The organism is Sulfurovum sp. TSL6, from assembly GCF_019972115.1.
Taxonomy (GTDB): Bacteria; Campylobacterota; Campylobacteria; order Campylobacterales; family Sulfurovaceae; genus Sulfurovum.
Map to the genome: position 1 here is coordinate 658,771 of NZ_BPFJ01000001.1, position 25,445 is coordinate 684,215.

Below are 25,445 nucleotides of genomic sequence, written 5' to 3' on the forward strand. Positions count from 1 at the left end.
CTAAAACACCCAAATCATAGACTATAAAATGCTTAACTAAAAAACTGATAGATATAACTTTGATTTAAGTACTTGTATAATATAGTTTATAAAAGTCAGTATATAAAAGCCTAATAAGAAGAAAAGAGTCTAAAATGGATCTACCTGTATTAGAAATCACTGATCTCTATGTTTCTGTAGCTATGAAACAGATTATAAAAGGAATGAACCTGAGCATAGGTAAAGGTGAAGTTCACGTTATTTTCGGTCCTAACGGCTCTGGAAAATCTACTTTTCTCAATACTATTTTGAAACTTCCTGGCTATAGCATTGATAAAGGAGAGATCCTAGTAAAATCAAAAAATATAGAAGAGTTAACTACAGATGAAATAGCCAACCTGGGTATTGGTATGTCTTTTCAGCATCCACCAAAGATCAAAGGGGTAACACTCCAAAACTTTCTTCAGGCGATCAACAAGTCCGAGGATCTTGATGATGAGATTCGAGCGCTCAGTATGGAGAATTTTCTGGATAGAGAGCTCAATGTCGGTTTTTCCGGTGGAGAACTCAAAAGAGCCGAAGTACTGAAACTCTATGCACAAAGCCCTGATATGCTTTTGATAGATGAGCCCGAATCCGGGGTCGACATTGAAAATATTGCCGTTATCTCCAAAGCGATCAACAAGATCCTTCAAAAAGAGATGCCGAAAAAGCAGCGTGAACGGTCTGCGATCATCATTACTCATACCGGGCATATCCTCAACTATATCGATGCGGATGTAGGGCATGTCTTCATGGATGGTGAGATCGTCTGCACCGGCGATCCAAAATTAATCATGGATGATATAAAAAGGCTTGGATTTGCTGGATGCGTAGAATGTATGAAGCGAGAAAAGGATGTGACATGAAGCACTTTGATGAGGCTACGAAAACAACCATGAAAAAGGTTGCATTTGATGAAAAAGAGGAACGATCGGCAAGTTTTTTGGCCAAAGACTGGGATATTCTGGATACACACTCCGCGGCAGAAGGGCTTGAGATCCTCCCAATCGAAACAGCATTGAAAAAGTATGAATGGCTCAAAGAACTTTTCTTTACGCTTGTAGACAAGGAGAAAGATGATTATGTTAAGCAGGTTGCCTCCAGTGATGTTCTTCTAGGATACTTTATCCGTGTCAAGGCTGGGATAAAAATTACACTGCCTGTATATACGTGCTATATGATAAACACCGATAAATTTACCCAGTGCACCCATAACATTGTGATCGCTGAAGAGGCTTCTGAGCTTCACCTTATCAATGGATGTACAGCCAATGCGCATGTCACATCCGGACGCCATCTCGGTGTCACGGAATACTTTATCAAAGATGGTGCTACACTTACCAGTACCATGATACACAGCTGGGGAAAAGAGGTTGAAGTCTATCCAAGAAGCGCTGCACATGTGGGTAAAGATGGAAAATTTATCTCAAACTATGTGGCGATGACCAGCGTAAAAAAACTGCAGATGAATCCACTTGCAGTGATAGAAGAATCTGGACTCGGGGAATTTTATACTGTCATATATGCACCTGAAAATTCTCAGTTTGATGTTGGATCGACGGTTGTCTTAAATGGTGATGGAGCATCATCCGAGATTATCAGCCGTGTTGTTTCCAATGGTGGTGAAGTAATAACCAGAGGAGAGATCATCGGTAAACACCCTAATGGCAGGGGTTCAATGGCTTGCAATGGACTGTTGCTAAACAAAAAAGGTTATATTCACGCGATCCCAGAACTGCTTGGAGAGGACCCACATCTTGAACTCTCCCATGAAGCAAGTGTGGGTATGATCTCAAAAGATGAACTTGCCTACTTGATGGCATCAGGGATCGAAGAGGATAAAGCAAAATCATTGATCATCGAAGGCTTTTTGGATCTCAAAATCCCTTCTCTTCCTGAAGACCTGCAACGGCAGATAGATGCTCTCATTAAAGAGACAAAAGATTTTGAAACCATGTAAGTAACATTTGTTTGGTGTGAGTTGGATGATAGATGACACATTAAAAAACATAAATAGAGACTTTACTGTAACAAAGAGATCAATTCTGTTACATCATCCACACAAAAGTCCGGTGTGATACCTCTATCAAGATCAGATGATTGAAATTTCCCTGTTCTAACAAGCGCTGTTTTAAGTCCGGCATCTTGAGCGCCTTTGATATCTGAGACGATGTCATCACCTACCATCATTACTTCCTCAGGATCTAGTCCCATCGAATCTACTGCAAGATGGAAGAAATCTTTACTTGGTTTACCTATGATCTTGGCTTCCACGTCTGCAGCAAACTCCAGTCCAGCAATAAAACCTCCTGCATCCATAGAAAGCCTGTTGTCTTCATCTTTAAAATATCTGTTTTTGGCAGCGGCTATGAGCCCTGCACCCTCTTGTAAATGTCTAAAAGCGATATTGAGTCTTTCATAGTTAAAATTCAAATGTGCATCTCCAACAACAACAAAGTCTGGCGTGTCAGACTCTAATTCCCTAAACCAACTCGCAGCTTCATCTGTCAAAAGTGTATAAACCGTCCCGTTTTGTGATATCACATATTTTTTTGTTGCATCAAGTGCTGTAAATAATTCTTCGGGTTTTACAGAAAATCCCATGGTATTTAGCTTATTCATCATGACTAAAGGTGTACGTCTGGTCGTATTCGTTAAAAAACGCATCGGATAGATGGTCTGTAATGATGCTATAGCCTCATTTGCACCAGGTATAATGCTGTCACCGACATATAATACACCGCCAATGTCAAATAACAATCCTTTTATCTTATGCATATTTATACCTCTTCTTTAGTATAAGATTCTCTATTTAGTATACTACAAAATGAAGCATATTTCTATACATAAATCATAACTATCACCTTGGGTATTGCATATTTTCTATTATCCTGCTATAATTCCGAACTTTTACTGCAAGAGAGTATCAAACTCCTTATTTAGATACATCATGAGATGTATCACCTATTTTCCACATATCAATGTGGACATCTGATAGTTTGGTATCAAGTTGCATAAAACAGGGTGTACCCTATTCGCTTTAGCGATGGGGATATCGGCAATGAGTGCCAGATAACATGCTTGTAACTTTAGAACCGTTCTATCGCCAAGACCTTACCACCCCACACTAATAACAACATAAAGAAAACAATATATGAAATTTACAGATTTTAACCTCAAAGACACTATTCAAGCTGCGATAACAGACGCAGGATTTACAGAACCAAGTCCAGTTCAAAAAGACGCTATACCTTTAGTATTAGAAGGTCATGACATGGTTGCACAAGCACAAACAGGTACAGGTAAAACTGCTGCATTTGGACTTCCTATTATGAGTATGATGAAAGCGGATGGTTCAGTGGAAGGACTTGTTATCGTTCCTACACGTGAATTGGCAATGCAAGTAAGTGATGAACTTTTCCGTTTTGGTCAAAAAAGCGGACTTAAAACAGCTACTGTATATGGTGGTACTCCGTATGGTAAGCAGATAGAGCGTATCAAACAAGCTTCTATCGTCGTAGCAACACCGGGTAGACTCCAAGACTTACTTATGAGTGGAAAGATCAAAATGAATCCTCAGTTCGTTGTACTTGATGAAGCAGATGAAATGCTGGATATGGGTTTCCTCGACGAGATCAAGAACATTTTTACATTCCTACCTAAAGAACGCCAAACATTGATGTTCTCAGCTACAATGCCAAGTGCGATCAGAAAACTTGCAGAACAGATCTTAAAAAACCCTAAAACAGTTTCTATCACAAAGGCTGAGAGTACAAATACTTCTATCACACAGCTTTACTATGTCGTGCAGGACAAAGAGAGAGACGATGCGCTTGTAAGACTTATCGACTACAAGAACCCTAACAAATGTATCATCTTCTGTCGTATGAAAAAAGAGGTGGATAGACTGGTAGCACACATGACTGCGCAAGGGTTCAAAGTATCCGGTCTTCATGGAGATATGGAGCAAAAGCAAAGAGAAGTAACGATCCGTGCCTTTAAACAAGGTGGTATCGATATTTTCATAGCAACAGATGTTGCAGCACGTGGTCTTGATGTCAATGACGTTACGCATGTATTTAACTACCATATTCCTTTTGATTCTGAATCATATGTTCACCGTATCGGTCGTACAGGTCGTGGTGGTAAAACAGGTGAAGCGATCACATTGGTAAGCCCTAATGAGCTTAGAACCATCAAACGTATAGAAAAAGACGTTGGTACGAAGATGACCACACAAGTGATCCCTACTCGTATGGAAGTACAAAATAACCGTGCAGATGCACTCATCACGAAAATTTCTGAGACTAAAGTGACTGAAAGTGCAATCAACCTTGTAAAAACATTACAACATGACTTAGACATCGTGACGATCGCACATCTTCTTGCTTCTTTGGTACAGGAAGAGAATTTTGTAAAAGGTAAAGACAACATTGGTCTTGGTCTTGAAGAGGTAGAACTGCTTATAGAAAGAGCCATGAAAGGCGGAGGCGGTGGTGGCCGTAACCGTGGTGGTTATCGTGGCGGTAACAGAAGTGGCGGCGGTCGCAGTAGACACGGTCGTAACGGACGTTCAAGCGGTAGTCGTGACAGCCGTAACGGCGGACGCGGGAGCAACAGAGGGTAAACTACCCTCCCACCTCTCTTCTCCTTATCTCTTACATATTGATCCACTCCTACATAAGTTCACTCTTTGTACAATAATGTTTAAAAAGTAATAGGTGGCAGGTAACATCTATTACTTTTTATCCCTTATTTAATTTAGATAGAATAACTTCATGAAAACTTTACAATTTAAACAGCAAACTCTAACTCCTTCTAAAGTTATCTGTATAGGACGAAACTATGTAGAACATATCAAAGAGTTGGGTAATGAAATTCCAGAAAATATGGTGGTGTTTAACAAACCTAATTCAGCTATTACGGATAGCTTGTATTTTATAGATGAGACGACGCGTTTTGAAGCAGAGATCTGTTTTTTAGTGGAGCAAAATAAGCTGTCGGGTGTTGGCGTTGGACTTGATCTGACAAAAGCAACTATTCAAAACAAGATGAAAGAGAAAGGCTTGCCTTGGGAACGTGCTAAGGCTTTTGATGGTTCAGCCGTATTAAGTGACTTCATAGCTTTAGATACACCTTTGGAAAGCTTATCGATGAAGCTCTTCGTCAATGACACACTCCAGCAACATGCAACTTATGAACTGATGATGTATAAACCTTTAGAGATGTTAGAAGAGATTCAATCTTTTATGAGCTTAGAGGATGGGGATGTTATCATGTCAGGCACACCTAAAGGGGTGGCGAATTATAAAAGAGGTGATGCTTTTCAGATTGAACTTTATAGCGATGAAGAAGTGATACTTTCTCAAACGTGGCAAGCCAAGTAAGTAAGGTAAGTAAAACAATGGAATATGAGTTTATAGAATTCAAAGAAGGTCAGAGATGGAAGACTCGGATGGGCAAGAGATTTATTATCAAAGAGATTCGCGAGGACGAAGAGTACGCTCTGGTATGCATTAGTATGGATACAGGTAAAAAACATTTTTTTGATGAAGATGGTTTTGAAGTTCCAGGCTATCCTACAGATAATGATTTAGTAGAACAGATCTCTTAGTATTTTGGGACAGGTAGGAGAATAAAGTAGGAAAAATCCCAACTTTTTGCTACCATTAGTAGTATCAGTATTTCACGCATACATCTTACGAGTAAAAAAAGGATTCTATATGAAAATACGATTAATTTTTCCACATATCTTGATTTTGATATTGTTCAATCATACTGCTCACGCGGAGGAACCGACTTATAAACAAGGGGTGAACACCTTCATAGAAACCGGGGTCACCCAACCAGACAATGTCCCTACGTGGTATGCGCCCATGGTGGCCAAGCCTTATGCCCCTGTGTTTGAAATTCTCGCCACCAAAGGAACTCAAGGGAGGTATTACCCGTACACGTATGCCGTAACAATAAAGGATATGATCAAATGGCATGGCCATGATTGTGAAGGAACTACCCATGCTGCAAACATGATGAAAGTTGCATTTGAAATCCTTTTTCCTGATGGCATTATAGATAGAAGTGTTCTGAAGGGTATTTCCGGAACCGGCCCTTGTTGGTCAGATGCTGTGGCTTTCTTGACTGGTGCTCGACTTCAATATGGAAATCTTGGATTTTTTAAAAACAAAGATTACAACCATTCCATACTACTCTACCGGACGGACACCAAGGTCGCTGTTTTAGCGACATGGAAGAAAGGTATCAATAATATTCCTGGTGAGCCGGTTGTCCTGCCTGAAAAAATCAATTGGACAACAAAAATTAACATGCAGGAAGTCATTGCACTTAAAAAAGAAGTGAAAAATGCAAAAGGGAACCCTACACCCTACCAGGTCGATCTCTTACGCTTCTATCAATGGACACATGTTAACGACATTCTGAGTCATCCATTACATGAAAGCTACCAAGCCAAAGTCATTGAAGATTTCAACTGGAACAACTGGGTAGATAACACAAAAAGCATTGCAAAACCGTTTGTAAGATCAGATACACGTTTAAAGAATCACCCATATCGTGAAAAGCCTGTATTAGACACAAAATGATCTGTTTCACTGCAGTTCATTATTACTAAGTGTTCCTCGTTCCCATCGAGACGATGGCACGAGGAAAGAAAAAAGTCATAATTCAAAAGATAGATTTGAAAATGCCCCTTCGACACTTTGTGCCGTTTTATAGCGAGTCTGGAGCAGTCTTACCTTTTTGGTCTTCATATCACATATGGCTATGCGAAAGCTCATACCCATTTGCGGTTCAACAATACAGATAATTTTTCCTTCATACTCTCGTGTGGCGTGGATGATGCCCTGTAGGTTGGGGAAAAAGTATTTTGGATAGCTTAGCGGAGTTATCTCTACGATCTTGACTTGATTGCGTTGATCAAGGGTATCTAGTATAAGCTGTGCATCTTCCACACTCTCAAACTGTACACACCAATCATCAAAAACTTTATTGAAATGCTTTAGATCTTCATCTAAAAAACCTCCGGCAAGTGATTGTAAAGCAAAAATACCCATTCATTTTATCCTATTTTATCAAGGCGGAATTTTAACATAAATAGTTGGAGAACAGAAATAGTCCTTAGGGTCGAATGAGTGTTTTTGACTCATACCTATCTTTTCTATAGGAACTAGAACTTCATACCCAAGTATGGTTCATTATTATATTTACTAAAACTTTACACATTTCTTGTATACTATAAATAATACAATAAAAGTAGCATGTTCCTCAAATAAGGTGAGCTATAAATCACATGTATAAAAAGGGTATTAAAATGAAGCTTATAAAATTATTTTTCACTTCGTTGATCATGATCTTGTCATCCACTGACATAGCGGTTGCAGATACTCCAGAGCCATCAAACAATATTGATTATCCTGTGGGATGGCAGAAGTGGTCACCGATAGCTGTCTCACACCGTACCGATAACAACACAAGTCGTGTAATATTAGGTAATTCAATTGCCGTCGAAGCTGCACGTACGGGAAAAATTAACCCTTGGCCAGATGGTGCTATATTGGGAAAAGTTGTTTGGAAAGACAGACAACTAAAAGATTGGAAGGCAGCGACTGCACCAGGAAAATTTGTCCATGCCGAGTTTATGTTTAAAGACTCAAAGAAATATAATAAGACATACGGATGGGGTTGGGCACGTTGGGTTGGTCTATCACAAAAGCCTTTTAATGATGGAGGAAAGTCCTGTATCTCTTGTCATACGCCAGTTAAAAATCGAGACTGGACATTTACAGATCCAGCTGTATTTCCAACTATAAAATAGCTTAGTTAAAAAAGGAAAGACATGATCAATAAACATGATCATGTCTTGGTATTTTCACTTCTCCCGCGTCATATCTTTTACCCCGTCTACATCGATCGGTATGGACCACTTCGCATCAAATGCGGTTTCCATAGCCTCTACTTCATCTTTGATATCATCTATCCTCTGTCTTAGCTGTTCATGCAGTTTCCTATAACGTTCATCGCTGGACAGCATCTCTTCTTCTTTCTTCTTTTTCCATCGATGTCGGCTCAGTTCCTCGACGACTTCCGGAGCAACGGATCTTAGGATAGCTGATTCGAGGAGTTCTGCTTTGTTTTCCACAACATTAAGCTCGACACCCAGGGTTTGTCCTTTCTTGATCCAGGCCTGGTTTATCTTGTTTTGTTTATGGCTGCTGAGTGTATAGGTGGGATAATGGGAGACGATATCATCATATCCGCTGCCAAAAAGTACAGGAATGGCAGTAAACTCGATATCGGGGTTGATGAGTCCCAGATCTGTCTTGACTTTTAGCGCAAGGGAGTGAAAGATAGACTCCCCTGAAGGATCGAAATCGGTGATAGCTATAAGGTAAGCTTTGTTGTGTTTGGCAGTACGGTTGAGATACTGTGCAATATTCACTGACTCAAAGGACGGGATCTGTCCGGTACTGCTGTAGATACCGCATAGCAGTGCTTCAGATAAACTGTCCGTACTTCGAGTCGGTTTCTCAGAAAAAAGTACGATAGGTGTATTATAGGTATGGGCATCATTGCTCAGTCCCTTAGTGATCACATTGAGTCGACTGTAGATCGTCACATCACCGTCCAAAAAGAGTTCATAGAGGTATTCTCCGATCAGACGGTTGACATAGGTATCCCACTTATCATCAGGCATGTTTTTGAGATATTCGATATCCCCTTTGAACTTATACCAGATATCTCTGATATTTTCTACGGTCTCCCCTGTGTCAAGGAACTGATCGATATAGGTGGTGAGTTTTTTTCGGATGCCTCTGTAGTGTTTCATAGCTAGCCTTTACGCATACAAAGTTAGGAATATTATAACAGTTTTTAACTCTTTTAGAGAACTTCCATTCCAAATGATAATTTTTATTACATAGCTGTAAGTGTAACAACTATATAATGACTTATCTAATTTATAAGGAGAAAATATGAACGTGTCTAAAATCATTGCTGCCTCACTGGTAGCATCATCCGTATTGTTTGCCGGATCATTAGCTGAAAAAGCAAAATCAATGGGGCTTCAAGCGATCCCTACAGATAAAACTGAGCTTACTAAACTTATAGACCCAAATACTACGATCACACCTGAGAGAGTGGAACTGGGTAAAAAGCTTTACTTTGAACCAAGACTTTCAAAAAGTGGTCTTATCTCCTGTAATACTTGTCACAACCTTGCACTTGGAGGAGCAGATGGTGCTCCAGCAGCCATAGGTCACATGTGGGTAGCAAATCCGCACCACCTTAACTCTCCGACCGTTTACAATGCAGTATTCTTTGAGTCTCAGTTCTGGGATGGTAGAAGTCCACACCTTGAAGATCAGGCACAGGGACCTATGCAAGCTGCACCTGAGATGGCCTCACCGGCTTCACTCGTTGTAGAGAGAATCAACTCTATTCCTGAGTATGTAGAAGAGTTTAAAAAAGCATACGGTAATGATGTCAAAGTTGATTTCCCAACGATCACATCTACGATCGGTATCTTTGAGAGAACACTCGTCACACCTTCACGATATGATGACTTCCTTAACGGTAAAGAAAATGCATTGAACGATGCAGAAAAAGAGGGTCTTAAAGTATTTATGGATCAAGGCTGTACATCATGCCATAGCGGTGTAGCACTAGGTGGAAAAATGATGCCTTTCCCAATGGTAAAACCATATAAATTTGCCAATGTAGGTGACTTCAAAGGTGATAAGAACGGTATGGTAAAAGTACCAACACTTAGAAATATTACTGAAACGGCACCATACTTCCATAATGGACAGATCTGGAGTCTTGCTGAAGCGGTTAAAGAGATGGGACGTACACAGTTAGGTAAAGATATCTCTGATGCAGATGCAGCAAAGATCGTTACATTCTTAAAAGCGCTGAAAGGTACAAAACCTGAGATCGTTTATCCACAGCTTCCAGAAAGTACTGCCACTACACCAAAACCTGAGTTTAACTAATCCAAAAGGTATTTACTTTTAGAGCAAGAATTGCTTTCTTGCTCTAAACCACTTTCATCTTCTCATACCCTTCATACATTGCGATTTATATACTTTATTTTTTTATAAGTTATAGGTATTATAATAAACATTAAAAATTATTATAATATGGACAGAATTAATGACAGATAAAAAAATATTTGCGCTTGAATTATGGATATCAATTCAGCTCATTATATTATTAGTAGCAGCACATTATATATTTAACTGTAATCATGAAAACGTAGAAGTTTTATTTGTAGGTATAGAGAGTTTACTCATTATGCCAGCAGGAATCATCACACTATATCTTAATGAGATATTTCATGTGCATCATTATTTTTTAACTCATGAAACATTCTTTTTATTTGTATTCATGAATTGGATTGTCTATAACATTGTTGGATATATACAATGGTTTGTCATTGTGCCTAAAATGATAGAGAAATGTAAAAAAAATGGATGTTTACTACAATAACACTGCCCCATAAGTGTAATAATCTAAAGATTTACCAGGTTTCTTATCTCATCAGCATATAGCAGCTCTTTTTCTGCTAATCTGTCTGAAAGCGCAGTGATCTCCTTCTTGTGTTTTGAGAAGAGGTTCATTACCTCTTCTTCTTTTTCTGTAATGATCTTACGAACTTCGTCATCTATGAGTTTGGCAGTCGCCTCACTGAAGTCCTTTGGCATAGCCATTTCACGCCCCAAGAAAACATGCTCTTCGCCTTTTTGGTAGTAAACCGGCCCAAGCAGTTCACTCATACCCCATTGGCTGACCATATGGGTTGCAAGACTGGTTGCTTCTTTGAGATCATTGGCTGCACCTGAAGAGAGGTCACCAAGCAACGTTTTTTCAGCAGCCCTTCCTCCTAGCATGACCCCTATCTTGTCTAGAAGATAGTCTTTAGGAAAATTTTTGATATCTTTCAATGGTAGCTGTTCTGTCATTCCCAGCGCCTGTCCTCTTGGTATGATACTCACCTTTTCTATGGGGTCTGCATGTTCGAGCAAGAGTGCTGCTAAAACATGACCACTCTCATGGATGGCTACTCTTTTTTTATCTTTTTCATCCAGAACGAACTCTTGTTCCACACCCATAATAATACGGTCACGCGCATACATAAAGTCATCTTGTGTCACATGTCTCTGCCCTTCTCTGGCTGCATGCATGGCTGCTTCATTGACAAGATTGGCCAGGTCTGCACCAGAGAAACCGATGGAGATCTTGGCTATCTTTTCCAGATCTACGGAGCTGTCTATCTGCACTTTGCGTATGTGGATGTTCAGTATTTTTTCTCGTGCTTTTACATCTGGTAAAGTGAGTGTTATTTTACGGTCAAACCTGCCTGGCCTTAACAGGGCATAATCCAGAACATCGGGACGGTTAGTCGCAGCGATGACCACTACTTGCTCTTCTGACTCAAAGCCATCCATCTCTGCTAAAATCTGGTTGAGTGTCTGTTCTTTTTCATCATGACCCCCACCTACACCTGCACCTCTGGCACGTCCTACAGAGTCTATTTCATCAATGAAAATGATCGCAGGAGCTTCTTTTTTGGCATTTTTAAATAGGTCACGTACCCTGGAGGCTCCTACACCAACGAACATTTCGACAAACTCAGATCCGCTGATGGAAAAGAAAGGTACTTCAGCTTCCCCGGCTATAGCTTTTGCCAAAAGGGTTTTACCTGTACCCGGTGCTCCCATCAGTAAAATACCTCTGGGTATCTTAGCACCTATCTTTTCATACTTTTCAGGATTTTTAAGAAAATCCACGACTTCATAGAGTTCTATCTTTGCATTTTCTACACCTGCTACATCATCAAAGGTAATAGATATTTTTTGTTTCTCATATTTTTTGGCAGTAGATTTCATAAAGTCAAAGACCCCACCACCACCCATGCCGCCTATCTGTTCTTTAATGCGTCGTGAACTATAAAATATAAATGCTAAGAAAACAAAAAGGGGCAGTAGCATGAAAAAAGAAAGCCAAAAGCCAGATTCTTTTTGTGACTTAACATGCATCTCAACCTGGTTCTTTTCCAAAAGTTCTAAGAATGTTTCATCATCAAAAGGAGGAAGCGTTGTTCTTAGGTAAGTCGATTTTTCACCTAAGCCACCTTTGAGAGTAGCTACAATCTGGTCCCCATCAATACGAACCTCTTTGATAATATTTTGTTCAATTTTGCTTTTAAATTGATTGTAGGGAATGGTTTGACTCTGTTTTTGCAGAAACATATAATTAAAGAGTTGAAATCCCAGTATCATGATAATGAGTACTACCCATATATTAGGAAAAGGATTGGGTCTATTCTCTTCTATTGGTTCTTTTTGCATTTTTTACTGCCTTTAGGAAACGATGTGAGTAGTATTATTGTACCAAAATAGAGAAAGACTTGTATATGGTTTATTTGATACATATTGAGAATTACGACTTATTGGCTATAATACGAAAATAATGATAAATAAGAAAATGATATATGCAGATACGCAAATCATTTTCCAGCAGATATAATACGTAAAAGCATTAAGAAGGCACCCCATGAGCAAACTTGACCTTAGAGAAACAAAAAACTTTTTACCAACGACCAGAGAAGAGATGGATGCACTAGGATGGAAACAGTGTGACGTGATACTCGTTTCTGGCGATGCCTACATAGACTCCCCGTTCATTGGCGTGGCAACTGTCGGACGTATGCTCGAAAAACTGGGTTATAAAGTCGGGATCATAGGTCAGCCTGATGTAGACAGTGACAGTGATATCAAACGTTTGGGTGAACCAAGACTCTACTGGGGTGTGAGCGGAGGAAGTATTGACTCCATGGTTGCCAACTATACTGCCACAAAGAAGTTCAGAAATTCAGATGATTACACTCCTGGCGGAAAGAATACCAAACGACCTGACCGTGCAGTACTTGTCTATACAAACCTTATACGTAAGAACTTTAAGAACACTGTACCTGTTGTACTGGGAGGGATAGAAGCGTCACTTAGACGTGTAACACATTATGACTACTGGAGCAATAAGCTGAGAAAACCCATATTGTTTGACTCTAAGGCAGATATACTCATCTATGGTATGGGAGAACAGGCTATTCGTGACCTGACTCATGCACTTGATAAAGGAAATGAGTGGAAAGATATACGTGGGGTCTGTTACATAAACAAAGAGCCTGTTGAGAGTTATCACCAACTTCCTTCACACCAGGAGTGTCTGGATAACAAAGAAAAATACATTGACCTTTTTGATCTTTTTTATGACAATAATGATCCCATCGCTGCCAAAGGTCTTTGCCAAAAAGTAGATACCCGCTACTCTATACAAAATCCGCCATGCGACTATCTGAGTGAACCCGAAATGGATGAAGTCTCTGCCCTGCCGTTTACAAGGGAACTTCATCCATACCACCGTCCAGAGGGAAAAGTAAAGTGTTTGGAGACGATCAAATTTTCCATCATGACACATCAGGGATGCTGGGGAGAATGTAACTTCTGTGCCATAGGTGTCCACCAGGGACGTACAATCCGTACACGTTCTGAACAGTCCATCGTTAAAGAAGCCAACCAGTTTAAAGAGTACAAAGATTTTAAAGGCATCATCTCAGACCTTGGTGGACCAACGGCAAATATGTATGGATATGAGTGTAATAAAAAACTTAAACTCGGTACCTGTGACCATCAACGTTGTGTCGATTCACGACATCTGTGTTCTTCTATGAAACCTGACCATACACGTGTAATAGGCATGATGAAGCAGGTACGTAACATAGACGGTATCAAAAAAGCATTTGTCGCTTCAGGGATACGTTATGACCTTATCAATGAAGACAAACGCAAGGGATACTCTTATCTGAAAGAGCTGGTTGAACACCACATTTCCGGACAGATGAAAGTTGCACCTGAACATACCCAGCAGCATGTACTTGATCTTATGGGAAAACCGGGAAAACAGACCCTTATAGACTTTAAAAGGCTGTATGACAAACTCAACAAAGATATGGGAAAAAAGCAGTATCTTACCTACTATCTTATCGCTGCACATCCGGGTTGTGAAGAGAAAGACATGCATGAGCTTAAACGTTTTACCACCCAAGAGCTTAAAATGAATCCTGAACAGGCACAGGTCTTTACACCGACTCCGGGTACCTACTCAGCTGTGATGTATTATACAGAGATGGACCCGGTCACACGTAAAAAGATCTTTGTTGAGAAAGATATACACAGAAAAGAGAAACAAAAAGCCATCGTTCAGGCAAAAACAAATTTTAGCAGCGGATTTTCAAGTTAATGCCAAAAAGACCGATCTTTATCACTGACTTGGACCATACTTTCTTGCGTACAGATCAGAGTATCAGTGATTTCAGTACAGAAGTCTGGAATACCAAGCGTGAAGATGCCATACTCTCAGTAGCCACAGCCAGAAGCTTTCAAAAGACCCATGATTTTTTGGAAAAACTCCATCTGGATGCTCCTATGATACTCTTAGATGGTACGATGATAGTCTCTCCGGATAAAAAGCTTATAGACTTAAAAACCATCAACAAAGTTTTGGGTGATGCTGTTGTTGAGATAGGTTTGCAGTTTGATATTGACCCTTTTATCATAGGGCTGAAAGACATGGAGCTTAATGAAACTTTCTTGTACCCTCGTAAACTCAACGAACACCAGAAATTTGTCCTTAAGGGTTACAAAAACGATCCACGCCTACAGTTCAACCCTCAAAACAAAACGATGGATATGAACCTGAAGATCGTTTATTTTGGAGACAAAAAGACCCTGGAGCCTCTCACGGTCAAACTAAAAGAGACGTTCAAAGATGCCATAGAGTGCAAACTCTCTCCTGAAAAATATTCAGACGGCTACTTTCTTACGATACTTCATCCAGAGGGAGACAAGGCACATGCACTGCAAAAGGTTATGGACTATTTAGAACGTGATACTGCTGATGTAACCGTATTTGGTGACTCAGTCAATGATATAGGGATGTTTAAACTTGCAGGAACCTCCGTAGCAGTTGCCAATGCCCTGGATGAAGTGAAAGCTGTTGCAGATCTTGTGCTTCCTCACTCTAATGATGAGGATGCTGTAGCGAAGTATTTGAAAGATCAGAAGCGTTAATACCGATTCATCAACTGCGCATTCAAAAGTTCCAGTCTCTCTGGTGTTCCTATATCAAGCCATTCACCTTCATAGAGCTCTCCTGTCACTTTCCCTTCTTTCATTGCTGCTCTAAGTAAAGGAGCTAATGCAGATTTACCATAGGGTACATCCTCAAAGAGTTTTGGAGAGTAGTAGCCTATACCTGAGAAAGTGTAGGCTTTGGCATCTATGACTTTATTATCTTTTAAAGCGAAATCACCTTCAGGGTTATGTTCCGGGTTAGGTACTAGGACTAAATGGGCCAGGATGCCTTCTGCTAACTTTCTATGGTCTTGAAAATCATAATCTGACCATATGTCACCGTTTGCGACCAAAAACGGTTCATCACCCAGTAATGGCAGAGCCTTGACTATGCCCCCTGCACTCTCAAGTCCACCCTCTTCCTGTTCATCAGAGTAGGTAATGTTTACTCCCCACTCTGAACCATCACCAAGTGCCTCAGGAATTTGATAACCTAGGTGTGCGATGTTAATGACTATATCAGTATATCCATCATGTGCAAGCCGTTCCAGGTGCCAAACTATAAGGGGTATACCACCTACTTTAAGTAAGGGTTTGGGTGTTGTGTCAGTCAGTGGTCTCATTCTTGTGCCCAATCCTGCGGCAAGTATCATACATTTCATAGTAGAGTATCCTTTTTTGTGTAATGTCAGCACTCAATACGTGTGAAGCAGTGAGATCATTAAAACATTCTCATGGTTACAGGTGCATCTTTAAACTCACCATACTGAGACTTCAATAGAGAGATCAATCCATTTAATTCCGGATACTTATAGCCTACCTCCAGGATATACTTCAATGTCAAAGGAATATCTTTTATGTACTCCTTTTTACCATCTCTTATGGCAAGTCTTGCAAAGATACCAAGTATCTTGATATGACGCTGTAAACCTGTAAAATCAAACCAACGGATAAATGTTTCATCATCTACATCAAGACCTTTTAAATCTCTAAAAAGCAAGATGAGTCTTCGAAGTTCTCTTGTATCAAGTTTCACATATGCATCACGAAGCAATGAGACCAAATCATAAGTCAAAGCTCCCTCTCTCGCATCTTGAAAGTCTATGACCACTATCTCTTCATTTTCATCTACCATCAGGTTTCGTGCATGGTAGTCACGATGCACAAAAATACCTTGTGGCTGACTCAATACCTCTTTTGCAATCAGAGAAAAACTCTCCAGAAGCATACGTCCTTCAAGACATTCAAGCGAAGTATCTAGATACTCCTTGAGGTACCACTCTGTCATAAGATTCATCTCTTCGAGTAAAAAACGCTCATCATAAGGTTCTAAACCTTTTGAAGGTGTGGTTTGTAGTTTAACCAAAGTTTCTATGGCTTTGTCATAATATGGTCTTGCATCAACACCTTCAACACATTTATCCAGTAAATGGGTAGAGCCCACATCCTCTAAAAAGATAAAACCTTTGTTAGTTTCATAAGACTTTATAGTTGGTATACGTACTTTAGCATCCATGAGTCTTTGGCCCACACCGATAAAGACAGGTACGCTCTCTTTAGCCTCTGAAGCATCCATCACGATACCTCCAAGATTATTTTTAAGACGGTAGTAGCTTCTAGAGCTTGCATCACCATGTAACCTATGAAGATCCGGATCCTCCATATCTATCAACTCTAGCCAGTCTTTTAACTCTTTATGCATATATGCCTCCTAAAACTGCATTTTCTCTTGCGCCTGTGACGTCTTTTAAATTGACTTTTTCATGATGAAACCGTTTGTATGCAAGCCATGCAAAAGTCATAGCTTCTATCTCATCTGCATTGGTCGCTATGCTGACTTCTATGTTGGGCATAAGCGCTTTTATACGCTCCACCAAGAAGATGTTTTTAGCCCCGCCACCGCATAGCATGACCATATCTCTATTAAAACGCAGCACTTCATTACTTATGCTTAATGCAGTGAATTCAAGAAGCGTACGTTGGACATCTTCCGGGTTATGTGTTGCTCCTGAAAGGTGACTTTGCAACCAACCTTTGTTAAACTTCTCTCTGCCGGTACTTTTAGGGTATGACTGTTCAAAGTAACTGTCTGACATCATACGGTCTAAAAGTCCATAATCCACTCTGCCTGTCTTTGCCCACGCACCGTCCTTATCGTATGAGGACCCTTCATGCTCAGCTATCCACATATCAAGTAATGCATTTCCACAACCCGTATCATAGCCTATAAGTGTGTCATCCAACACGGTAATATTAGCCATTCCGCCAATATTGACAATAGCGATACTGTTTTTTATATTACTAAATATAAACTCATGAAATGCCGGTGCAAAAGGCGCACCCTGCCCACCCAATGCAACATCTTTACGTCTGAAGTCTGCTACCACAGGTATACCTGTTTTTGCAGTCAATATATTGGGGTCTCCAAGCTGCATAGAAAAAGGATATTCTCCTGTTGGAGCATGCCACAGTGTCTGTCCGTGTAAACCTATGGCTTTGATGCTACTTACATCTATATTCTCACGGATAAGCAAAGCACCTACAGCTTGAGTAAAGAGTAGACCTAAACGATGGTCTAATTGACCTAGTTGTTCTAAACTGCTTTCGTCTTCTATGGTCTTCAATATGTCTGCTTTTAGTTCTAATGAAATGGGATACTCTAACGCGCTTAAGAGTTTACATTCTACATCATCAATTTCACAGAGAACCACATCTACGCCATCTAGAGATGTACCTGACATAATACCTATATAACATTCTTTATTCATCATTTTATTTTCTACTTCCAGTGATTGGCCCAAGTCATATAACGCACTATATCTAAGCTAAAGCTATAAGTTTGGGAATACATATATTATATCAGAATATCAAATAATAAATGACAAATACAACTCCTCCCCGTATTTGTATAAGTGAATTTCAACTATACTTCTAAAAATAAATCAAGGGCACGTTTATAATAGACGTGATCTAAAGTCAGGTCAATATGAAACTAAGTAATCGAGCAAAAAATATCGCACAATCTGAGATCAGAGCGATGTCTATCCTTTGTAATGAGAAAAATGGACTCAATATGGCACAAGGTCTTTGTGATCTTGAAGTACCATACCCTGTTACAGAAGGCGCAAAAGTAGCTATAGACGGTGGTAAAAATGTCTATACCTCGGCATATGGTAATTACAAGTTAAGAGCAGCTATCGCTAAAAAGCAGAATGATTTTTATGATCAGGATATCGATGTGGACAACGTACTTGTAAGTCTGGGAGCAACGGGAGCTTTTTATGCTGCAGCGATGTCACTGCTCAATGAAGGAGATGAAGTCATTCTTTTTGAGCCTTATTACGGCTATCATGTTGCAACCCTGGAATCCATTGGGTGTAAGATTAAATACATTAGAACGACCCCACCAGCTTATGAGATAGACTTTGAAAACTTGAAAGATCAAATATCAGATGAGACAAAGGCTATACTCATCTGTAACCCTTCAAACCCTAGTGGAAAAGTATATACAAAAGAAGAACTGCAAAAGCTTTCTGAGATCATTCACCAAAACGATCTTTTCCTCTTTAGTGATGAGATGTATGAACATTTTATCTACGATGATCTTACGTTTGTATCTGCACTGAGTATCGAGAGTTTAAAAGAAAGAACGGTTGTCATATCCGGGTTTTCAAAGATCTATTCTATCACAGGATGGAGAGTGGGATATGCGATCACACAAAAGGAGATCATTGATGCAGCTTCTGCCTTTAACGATCTGGTCTACGTCTGTCCTCCTGCACCACTACAGAACGGTGTACTAAAAGGACTCAATGCACTGCCAAAATCCTACTATGAAAATGTAGCCATAGAGCATCAGAAAAAAAGAGATAAATTCATAAAAGCCCTCAATGATGTAGGACTTAGTGCTGAATATGTAAAAGGTGCCTACTATGTACTGGCTGATATTTCGAAACTGGAAGGTGAGGATGACAAGCAAAAAGTCGTAAGCCTTCTTGAAAAAACAGGCATTGCCGCCGTGCCTGCAAGGGCATTCTATCAAGACAGCGAAGGTCTTCATCTGGCAAGATTCTGTTTCTCCAAAAAAGAAGCAGAGCTTGATGAAGCTATCGAGAGATTGAAACGTCTCTGAATTCAGTCACGATCGTCTGTCTAAGGGTGTGAGATTCACCTTTAGCCAAAGTCACAGCATCATCTAAAACATTTGCGCTCTCTACACAGAGCATCTTCGTGTGATCGCTTAGGTCTGGCATACGACTTTCTAAAACCTCTCCTGGGTTCCAAACTACAATGGTTTTTGTTCCCTCTGTTTGGATAGTATGATGCACCTTTTCATCTTTTACTACAACATCATTTTTAACATTTTTATAGATTCTATCTACCTCTTTGCTAAAATCGATAGTACCCTCTTGAATGGCAAAAGTATTTTGCGTTTTATCAAAGTACTGCTTCGCTTTGAAACCGTCTACTCGTGTTTCATAAATGGTATCTATAGCCAGGTAGGTGTGCAGTGCAGATGTGAAGGTAAAAGCTTTGGTATCAAGGTTTTGACTTGTAAGTTCTAATCTAAGTACCTTACCTACATAGATATCTAACGTCAGACAAAATGCATAAGGCCAAAGTACAAGTGTTTCAGGTGATGAATGCAGTGTCAGTGTGACCTTGGTCTCCCTATCACTTAAAGTCTGGGTTGATTGATGGGCCCAAAGTGAAGTTCTGGCAAATCCATGATTAGGCAATGCGCTATCATTTTCATTTGCACCAAACCAAGGCCAACAGATAGGAACACCGCCTCTTATGGCCTTACCCTCTCTAAATTCTGATGCTTCACTCAGAAAGAGCACTCTGCCCCTTTCTTTAAGTATGAAATCAAAGATATGCGCACCTTGCAGTGCTATCTTTGCACTTGAAGAACTGTTTTCAACACTGATGTACTCTAAGTCATCTTGTTTATACATGCCGTCTCTTTTCATAATATAATTTTAAGCTCTTTTTTCTTTTCCAAACATCATCAAGACAAATGCCACTAAAGTCCCAGCCAACATCTGCCATGCAAATCCAAGTTTGATATCCAGTGCACTGCCCAGCACATAAGGTTGAAGCAGCAGTACTGTCATAAATCCACCCAAGAGTGCCAATGGCACTGTAGCAGCCGAACCGCGTTGAGTAAAGATAGCCGCTCCAAAGACTCCAAGCAAGCCTGTGTAAGCAAATGCCATTACACCAAGAGCAAAGCTAAGCAGCGGAAGTTCTGTGTAACGTTGCCAGTAGTAGCTGAGCATCGCCATCAGTGAGAGTGCCACAGCAAAGAGAAGTACTGCATTACGCCCTGCTTTGACAAAGTGCATCTCATCTACATTACTTCTTTTTTGTTTCCAAGGTTTATAGAGGTCTTCTATGGCTACTGATGACATGGCACCCAGGACAGAATTGGAACTGGACAAGGCAGCGGCTACAGCTCCTACGGTGACCAGTCCTCTCATGCCCTCTGGCATCTCATGCAAAATGTAATACATGAAAATGGTGATCTTTTCACCATCAAACTTTTGTACCACTTCTGTACTGAAGCCTGAAAGTTCAGGATGCTGGTAAAAGAGGTAGAGTAGAAGACCGATCATTAAAAAAAGTAATGCTACAGGGATAGTCAGATAGATACTCATCATGAGTGAATTTTGGGCTTCTTTGGTACTTTTACAGGTCAATGCTCTTTGTGTCATGTCCTGATCCAGACCATATGCAGCAATATTAAGAAGCAGCCAGCCACCAAACAAGGCCCAAACAGAAAAACCGCCAGACATTGACCAGTCAAGAAATGTGAGTTTGTTCTCAGTTTGCAAGGTAGAGACTATGGTAGAAAAATCTGTATGCATACTCATGTACAGGTAGATGAGTACCGCTATCCCTGCTCCAATGTAGGTCATGGCTTGAATAATGTCAGAAAAGATGATCGATTTCACTCCGCCAAAGTACGCATAGGCCAATGCACCCAGCATTAATAGTGTAATAGATATAGCAACATGTGTTGGCGTAATGTCTAAGAAGAGTATCATAGAGATGGCCAATGCACCTATATAGAGCCTTGCACCCGAAGCAAATAGACGTCCCACAAGGAACATGATACCAGCTTCTCTTTTTGCATTCTCACCGTAACGCTTTTCAAGCAGTTCATACACAGTTACTGCTTTGATCGCATAAAAACGAGGTATTAATACTTTAGCCACAAAAAGGATCGCAAAAAAAGCAGAAATGTAAAATCCTATAAAAGTAAGATCTTTCCCATAGGAGTACTCAGGTCCACCAAGAAAGGTAGCTGCAGACTGAGATGTTGCCAGTACAGACATCGCTGCAGCAAACATGGGAACGCTGTTTCCCCCTACAAAATAATCACGTGTATTCTTCACCTTCACTCTGCTTAAAAGTACGGATGAAACGGTTAATACTAAAAAATATGCAAAAAATATTCCCCAGTCAAGGATACTGAATGCAGAGTTCATTATTGCCCTTTAGGCGGTGCTTTGAGATGGAGGCATTTTACACCCTTTCTAATGTCGGTCATGAACTTGTCTCCCGGATCAGACTTCACTGTTCTGTACCCTTTGTCTTTTTCCAACCACAAGGATGTTTGCTCCATCTGCCGATACTCATGATGTCCTACAAGATACTCGATCGTAGGGTACTTGGCTTTGAGATACATCACAAGGTCAATGTTTGCCTGACGCTGTGCCGGTGTCAGGTCATCTATCTTGTTCTCCTTCCCTCCTATGTTTTCTATGCCGATAGTTGAGTAATTAAGTCCTATAACATGACGAGCCATCCAATTCTCTGGCATTAAACGGTAAATAGTCCCGTCACGAGCCACCATAAACTGTGAAGAGACATTTAAGGCTGAAGCTTTCACGATGTCTTTTCGGTCAGAAAGAAGTTTCTCTGGTTGCAAGCGTTTAAACGATTTGTCAAGATCCATATCCGCTGTCCAGTGAAGCATGATGATCTTTGGCGTGATCTCAATGTTCTCTACATTCATGCCATAATGGGTCTTGATATACTCTTTCGTCATAGCGATACGCTGGGGGCCAAAGTCTATGGGTCTATCAATGATCTGGAGTGGTTGTATAGGTTTTGTGCTACAGACTGAAGGTTTTGCTTCTTCTTTCCCACATGCAGTGAAGCTGAGAAGTGCCATAGATAGCAGTAAGATTCTTGTCATAAAATAAGTCCTGAGTTCTGATTGAACCTATTTTATCTAATCTTGGCTATGGTTTTCTTTTTCTTTTAGAAGGACCCAAACAAGAATCACAGAAGGAAGTCCTAAAGAGAGTATATAACTGGGAATATGCAACAATCCCTGTCTGTTGAGGTACAAAAAACCTAAGATTAGCAGTGCATATGCCCCCAGTCTATAGAAAGAGAGTGCCGCTTTCGTGTCTTTGATCGTTTGATAGACACTGCGTCTGTTCGCTTTGCGTTTTTTCTTCTCTTCTTTAACTGTTTCAGCCAAACTTTTCTCTTCCACGACTTCATCTTCACTATAAAGGTCATATGGATCTTCAAGTTTATCAATCACATCTTTGCTGTCATCCATAGTCACAATGTTGTGTTTCACACGGGCATTGACCATACGTCTATGGCTGACGATCGAAGCTATCATGACTAGAGATGCGGTGATGTACCCTATTTGTGTATTGTAAAGTACTTTCATATCAAAAAATATTATAGAAATCAATAGTAGTAAAATATCGACAGCAACAAGTACTGTAAGGATTTTACGGTTCGCACTATGCATCATCATCCTCAGCATCGTATTTGGCTTGCTGTTCTTTTTTATACGTGTATCTTGGGTCGTTTGCCAGTTCATCTAATGACTTTTTTTGCTTTGCATAGGCTTTGTAGACATTAGAGATAGCAGCACCTATTCCGATAAATACACCGATCCAAAGTGTCCATCCGGCACCCGTAAGATTACGTAATCCTAATCCTATACCTACACCTATAAGTACAGCAACGACCATAGAAATACCGAGGCTAAGCCCGTCTGCAGCATTTACCACTTTTTTGAATTTTGGTTCTTCCGTATTGTTTTGCATTTTTAGTCCTCATGATTTAAAAATGTAGTATAGCTAATTGGTACATAGAGCATGTTTTATAGTAAAGTTTTCTTGCTCTCTTTATTCTATCTACTCTAGCGTGACAATTCAAGAAACAGTAAAATATACTCCTCCACTTTAGGCAGCAGTACGGTACCGTGTCCATCGCCTGAGAGTATGAGTGTGGTACCCGAAATCGCCTTTTTAACGTATTCTAGTGCGTTAACGTTTGCACCTAAGGGGTCATTTTTAGTAGCGACAAAGTAGGTTTTTGTCAGTGAACTGGAGAGCGCCATGTCACTTTCGCTACTGCTTGATTTTCCTGCTGAAAGTGTGATGAGTGCTTTTGCATCGTAATCATTCAGTACTGGGATCAACGATGCACCACCCAGTGATGCACCAATAAGGTAGAGTTGCTGCATATCCAGGCTGTTATCCTCTTCCATCATCTCTAACCATGCTATGAGATCTTGTGGTATCTTGGAAAAACCCACTTTTTGAGCACTTTCAGTAAATGCATCTCTCACTTCACTTGTGTTTTTAGGTATCTTGACTCTGTTCTCCACACCATTTTGCATGATAGACTTTCCATGACCACGCAGATCCACACTGAGTGTTGCCATACCTTTTTCATGCAGTCTCTTCATAAGACTATCCCATGAAGTATGGTCTGAACCAAACTGGTGTGCCAAAAGTACAATAGGTGTAGTTTTCATGGTATTTTTCGGTTTTACCAGCCATCCGTGGAGTTCAAACCCATCTTCGGTAGTAAGACTAAGCTCCGTAGCAAAAAGAGGCATGATAAGCACTAAAGAGAGTAGAAATTTTTTCATAACGTTTCCTTTACAAAGAGTGTAACTTTATGGCTGTTTCATCAACATACTATGAAAGAGTGATCTAGGCTATTTCAGCCATCACTTCATAGGCTGCTTTGATCGTCTCGTCTATCATCTCATCAGTTGTAGCTGCACAGATAAATCCTGCCTCAAAAGATGAACATGCAAGATAGATACCTCTGTCCAACATGCCTTTATGGAATTTTGCGAACCTGGCTGTATCATTTTCCAATGCATCATCAAAGTTTTTTACCGGCTTATCAGAGAAAAAGAAACCAAACATACTTCCTCTTACATCGGTCACCAAAGGTATGTTTGATGCATCTGCTGCTTTTTTGAATCCATCCATGAGTTTTTTAGCTTTATTCCCAAGTGATACATATAAAGAAGGATTGGATTTGAGTTTTCTAAGACTAGTAAGACCTGCTGCCATTGCCACAGGGTTACCTGAAAGCGTTCCCGCCTGGTAGACTGGACCTTCAGGAGAAAGGTGTGCCATGATCTGCGCTGATGCACCAAATGCACCCACAGGCATACCTGCGCCGATAACTTTACCCAGAGTGACCATGTCCGGTTTCACACTTGAAATACCTTGGGCCCCTCTAAGTGAAGCCCTAAACCCACTCATGACTTCATCAAAGATAAGCAGTGCACCATGGTTGGTACAGAGACATCTAAGTTCTTCCAAAAATGCTTCATCCGCAGGTACAAGACCCATATTCCCAGCTATAGGCTCGATGATCACACATGCGATACCCTCTGGTGACTCTTCAAAACATGCCAGTACGGATTCAATATCATTATACGTTGCCAAAAGTGTATGTTTTGTAAGGTCAGCCGGTACACCCGGGCTCGATGGAGAGCCGAATGTAGCGAGACCCGAACCTGCCTGTACAAGAAGTGAGTCTGAGTGACCATGATAACATCCTGTAAATTTTACAATATTTTCTCTGCCTGTCACACCACGAGCCAAACGGATAGCAGACATCACTGCTTCCGTTCCGGAACTAACGAAACGTACTTTGTCAATGCTGTCAAAAAGCGTCACGATCTCATTTGCAAGTTCAGTCTCTATAGTAGTAGGTGCACCAAAACTTAGACCTCTTTTCACTGCATCTATGACTGATGCTTCTATATCTGCATCAGCATGACCAAAGATTAGCGGTCCCCAACTTTGTACATAGTCGATATATCTGTTTCCGTCAATATCAAAAAGGTGTGCTCCCTCACCTTTTTGGATGAATGGTGGTGTACCTTCTACTCCTGAAAATGCACGTACCGGTGAGTCTACACCCCCGGGTATTACTTTATATGCTTCTTCAAATGCCGCTATACTTTTGTCATATGCCATGTTA

26 protein-coding genes are annotated in these 25,445 nt (G+C 40.4%); 12 read left to right on the top strand and 14 right to left on the bottom strand.

The window, feature by feature from the left end; genetic code table 11:
• Positions 1-134 precede the first annotated feature (134 nt).
• Together LDM93_RS03255 and LDM93_RS03260 are read left to right on the top strand one after the other, a co-directional pair.
• Positions 135-887 (top strand): ABC transporter ATP-binding protein, encoded by a 753-nt coding sequence (locus LDM93_RS03255; protein WP_223890610.1) that lies wholly within the window; start codon positions 135-137, stop codon positions 885-887.
• Positions 884-1,981: a SufD family Fe-S cluster assembly protein gene (locus tag LDM93_RS03260; protein WP_223890611.1), complete on the top strand. Its 1,098-nt coding sequence runs from the start codon at positions 884-886 to the stop codon at positions 1,979-1,981. The genes LDM93_RS03255 and LDM93_RS03260 overlap by 4 nt, the downstream gene beginning before the upstream one ends.
• 62 nt (positions 1,982-2,043) lie before the next feature.
• Here the strand turns inward: LDM93_RS03260 and LDM93_RS03265 are convergent, their stop codons facing one another.
• A complete protein-coding gene (locus LDM93_RS03265; RefSeq protein ID WP_223890612.1) occupies positions 2,044-2,799 on the bottom strand; it encodes a TIGR01458 family HAD-type hydrolase in 756 nt (251 codons plus the stop codon).
• A 376-nt stretch (positions 2,800-3,175) separates the two neighbouring features.
• Here LDM93_RS03265 and LDM93_RS03270 point away from each other — a divergent pair, with 376 nt between their 5' ends.
• The 4 genes from LDM93_RS03270 to LDM93_RS03285 all read left to right on the top strand — a co-directional run bounded on the left by LDM93_RS03270 (position 3,176) and on the right by LDM93_RS03285 (position 6,620).
• Positions 3,176-4,648, top strand: a complete 1,473-nt coding sequence (locus tag LDM93_RS03270; protein ID WP_223890613.1) for a DEAD/DEAH box helicase — start codon at positions 3,176-3,178, stop codon at positions 4,646-4,648.
• A 151-nt stretch (positions 4,649-4,799) separates the two neighbouring features.
• Positions 4,800-5,408, top strand: coding sequence for a fumarylacetoacetate hydrolase family protein (locus tag LDM93_RS03275; RefSeq protein WP_223890614.1), 609 nt, complete (start codon positions 4,800-4,802; stop codon positions 5,406-5,408).
• A 17-nt stretch (positions 5,409-5,425) separates the two neighbouring features.
• Positions 5,426-5,635, top strand: a complete 210-nt coding sequence (locus LDM93_RS03280; protein ID WP_223890615.1) for a hypothetical protein — start codon at positions 5,426-5,428, stop codon at positions 5,633-5,635.
• 361 nt (positions 5,636-5,996) lie between these two features.
• Complete coding sequence (locus tag LDM93_RS03285) at positions 5,997-6,620, top strand: formylmethanofuran dehydrogenase subunit E family protein (protein ID WP_223890616.1); 624 nt, start codon at positions 5,997-5,999, stop codon at positions 6,618-6,620.
• Between the two features lie 75 nt (positions 6,621-6,695).
• On the opposite strand, the gene LDM93_RS03290 is transcribed toward LDM93_RS03285, so the two are convergent.
• A complete protein-coding gene (locus LDM93_RS03290) occupies positions 6,696-7,091 on the bottom strand; it encodes a hypothetical protein (RefSeq protein WP_223890617.1) in 396 nt (131 codons plus the stop codon).
• Positions 7,092-7,348: 257 nt separating this feature from the next.
• Between LDM93_RS03290 and LDM93_RS03295 the strand changes: the two genes are divergently transcribed.
• Positions 7,349-7,852, top strand: coding sequence for a cytochrome P460 family protein (locus tag LDM93_RS03295; RefSeq protein ID WP_223890618.1), 504 nt, complete (start codon positions 7,349-7,351; stop codon positions 7,850-7,852).
• Between the two features lie 54 nt (positions 7,853-7,906).
• On the opposite strand, the gene LDM93_RS03300 is transcribed toward LDM93_RS03295, so the two are convergent.
• Positions 7,907-8,863: a hypothetical protein gene (locus LDM93_RS03300; RefSeq protein WP_223890619.1), complete on the bottom strand. Its 957-nt coding sequence runs from the start codon at positions 8,861-8,863 to the stop codon at positions 7,907-7,909.
• A 145-nt stretch (positions 8,864-9,008) separates the two neighbouring features.
• On the opposite strand from LDM93_RS03300, the gene LDM93_RS03305 reads away from it, so the two are divergent.
• Positions 9,009-10,028, top strand: a complete 1,020-nt coding sequence (locus tag LDM93_RS03305) for a cytochrome-c peroxidase (RefSeq protein ID WP_223890620.1) — start codon at positions 9,009-9,011, stop codon at positions 10,026-10,028.
• A 160-nt stretch (positions 10,029-10,188) separates the two neighbouring features.
• Complete coding sequence (locus tag LDM93_RS03310; RefSeq protein WP_223890621.1) at positions 10,189-10,524, top strand: hypothetical protein; 336 nt, start codon at positions 10,189-10,191, stop codon at positions 10,522-10,524.
• A 23-nt stretch (positions 10,525-10,547) separates the two neighbouring features.
• Here LDM93_RS03310 and ftsH read toward each other — a convergent pair whose 3' ends face one another.
• Positions 10,548-12,386, bottom strand: a complete 1,839-nt coding sequence (gene ftsH / locus LDM93_RS03315) for an ATP-dependent zinc metalloprotease FtsH (protein ID WP_223890622.1) — start codon at positions 12,384-12,386, stop codon at positions 10,548-10,550.
• Between the two features lie 205 nt (positions 12,387-12,591).
• Here ftsH and LDM93_RS03320 point away from each other — a divergent pair, with 205 nt between their 5' ends.
• Both LDM93_RS03320 and LDM93_RS03325 read left to right on the top strand, forming a co-directional pair.
• Positions 12,592-14,337 (top strand): YgiQ family radical SAM protein, encoded by a 1,746-nt coding sequence (locus tag LDM93_RS03320; protein ID WP_223890623.1) that lies wholly within the window; start codon positions 12,592-12,594, stop codon positions 14,335-14,337.
• Entirely contained in the window at positions 14,337-15,167 is an 831-nt protein-coding gene (locus LDM93_RS03325; RefSeq protein ID WP_223890624.1) for an HAD hydrolase family protein, read from the top strand. The genes LDM93_RS03320 and LDM93_RS03325 overlap by 1 nt, the downstream gene beginning before the upstream one ends.
• Here LDM93_RS03325 and murU read toward each other — a convergent pair.
• Genes murU through LDM93_RS03340 form a run of 3 tightly spaced genes read right to left on the bottom strand, consistent with a single transcriptional unit; the run spans position 15,164 to position 17,941 of the window.
• Positions 15,164-15,832 carry an N-acetylmuramate alpha-1-phosphate uridylyltransferase MurU gene (murU, locus tag LDM93_RS03330; RefSeq protein ID WP_223890625.1) on the bottom strand — a complete coding sequence of 223 codons (669 nt, stop codon included), beginning with the start codon at positions 15,830-15,832 and terminating at the stop codon, positions 15,164-15,166. The two genes, LDM93_RS03325 and murU, sit on opposite strands and share 4 nt — an antisense overlap.
• Positions 15,833-15,891: 59 nt before the next feature.
• Positions 15,892-16,872 carry an aminoglycoside phosphotransferase family protein gene (locus tag LDM93_RS03335; protein WP_223890626.1) on the bottom strand — a complete coding sequence of 327 codons (981 nt, stop codon included), beginning with the start codon at positions 16,870-16,872 and terminating at the stop codon, positions 15,892-15,894.
• Entirely contained in the window at positions 16,865-17,941 is a 1,077-nt protein-coding gene (locus tag LDM93_RS03340) for an anhydro-N-acetylmuramic acid kinase (RefSeq protein ID WP_223890627.1), read from the bottom strand. Before LDM93_RS03340 ends, LDM93_RS03335 begins: the two co-directional genes overlap by 8 nt.
• Positions 17,942-18,156: 215 nt before the next feature.
• Here LDM93_RS03340 and LDM93_RS03345 point away from each other — a divergent pair, with 215 nt between their 5' ends.
• A complete protein-coding gene (locus LDM93_RS03345) occupies positions 18,157-19,302 on the top strand; it encodes a pyridoxal phosphate-dependent aminotransferase (protein WP_223890628.1) in 1,146 nt (381 codons plus the stop codon).
• Here the strand turns inward: LDM93_RS03345 and LDM93_RS03350 are convergent.
• The 7 genes from LDM93_RS03350 to hemL form a co-directional block, all read right to left on the bottom strand.
• Positions 19,277-20,128, bottom strand: a complete 852-nt coding sequence (locus LDM93_RS03350; protein ID WP_223890629.1) for a D-hexose-6-phosphate mutarotase — start codon at positions 20,126-20,128, stop codon at positions 19,277-19,279. The two genes, LDM93_RS03345 and LDM93_RS03350, sit on opposite strands and share 26 nt — an antisense overlap.
• 24 nt (positions 20,129-20,152) lie before the next feature.
• Positions 20,153-21,664: a sodium:solute symporter gene (locus LDM93_RS03355; protein ID WP_223890630.1), complete on the bottom strand. Its 1,512-nt coding sequence runs from the start codon at positions 21,662-21,664 to the stop codon at positions 20,153-20,155.
• Positions 21,664-22,377: a peptidoglycan recognition family protein gene (locus LDM93_RS03360; protein WP_223890631.1), complete on the bottom strand. Its 714-nt coding sequence runs from the start codon at positions 22,375-22,377 to the stop codon at positions 21,664-21,666. The genes LDM93_RS03355 and LDM93_RS03360 overlap by 1 nt, the downstream gene beginning before the upstream one ends.
• A gap of 36 nt (positions 22,378-22,413) precedes the next feature.
• Positions 22,414-23,025: a hypothetical protein gene (locus LDM93_RS03365; protein WP_223890632.1), complete on the bottom strand. Its 612-nt coding sequence runs from the start codon at positions 23,023-23,025 to the stop codon at positions 22,414-22,416.
• Entirely contained in the window at positions 22,946-23,254 is a 309-nt protein-coding gene (locus tag LDM93_RS03370) for an AtpZ/AtpI family protein (protein ID WP_223890633.1), read from the bottom strand. The genes LDM93_RS03365 and LDM93_RS03370 overlap by 80 nt, the downstream gene beginning before the upstream one ends.
• Positions 23,255-23,349: 95 nt before the next feature.
• A complete protein-coding gene (locus LDM93_RS03375) occupies positions 23,350-24,087 on the bottom strand; it encodes a S9 family peptidase (RefSeq protein WP_223890634.1) in 738 nt (245 codons plus the stop codon).
• A gap of 64 nt (positions 24,088-24,151) precedes the next feature.
• Positions 24,152-25,441, bottom strand: a complete 1,290-nt coding sequence (hemL, locus tag LDM93_RS03380) for a glutamate-1-semialdehyde 2,1-aminomutase (protein WP_223890635.1) — start codon at positions 25,439-25,441, stop codon at positions 24,152-24,154.
• Positions 25,442-25,445 lie beyond the last annotated feature (4 nt).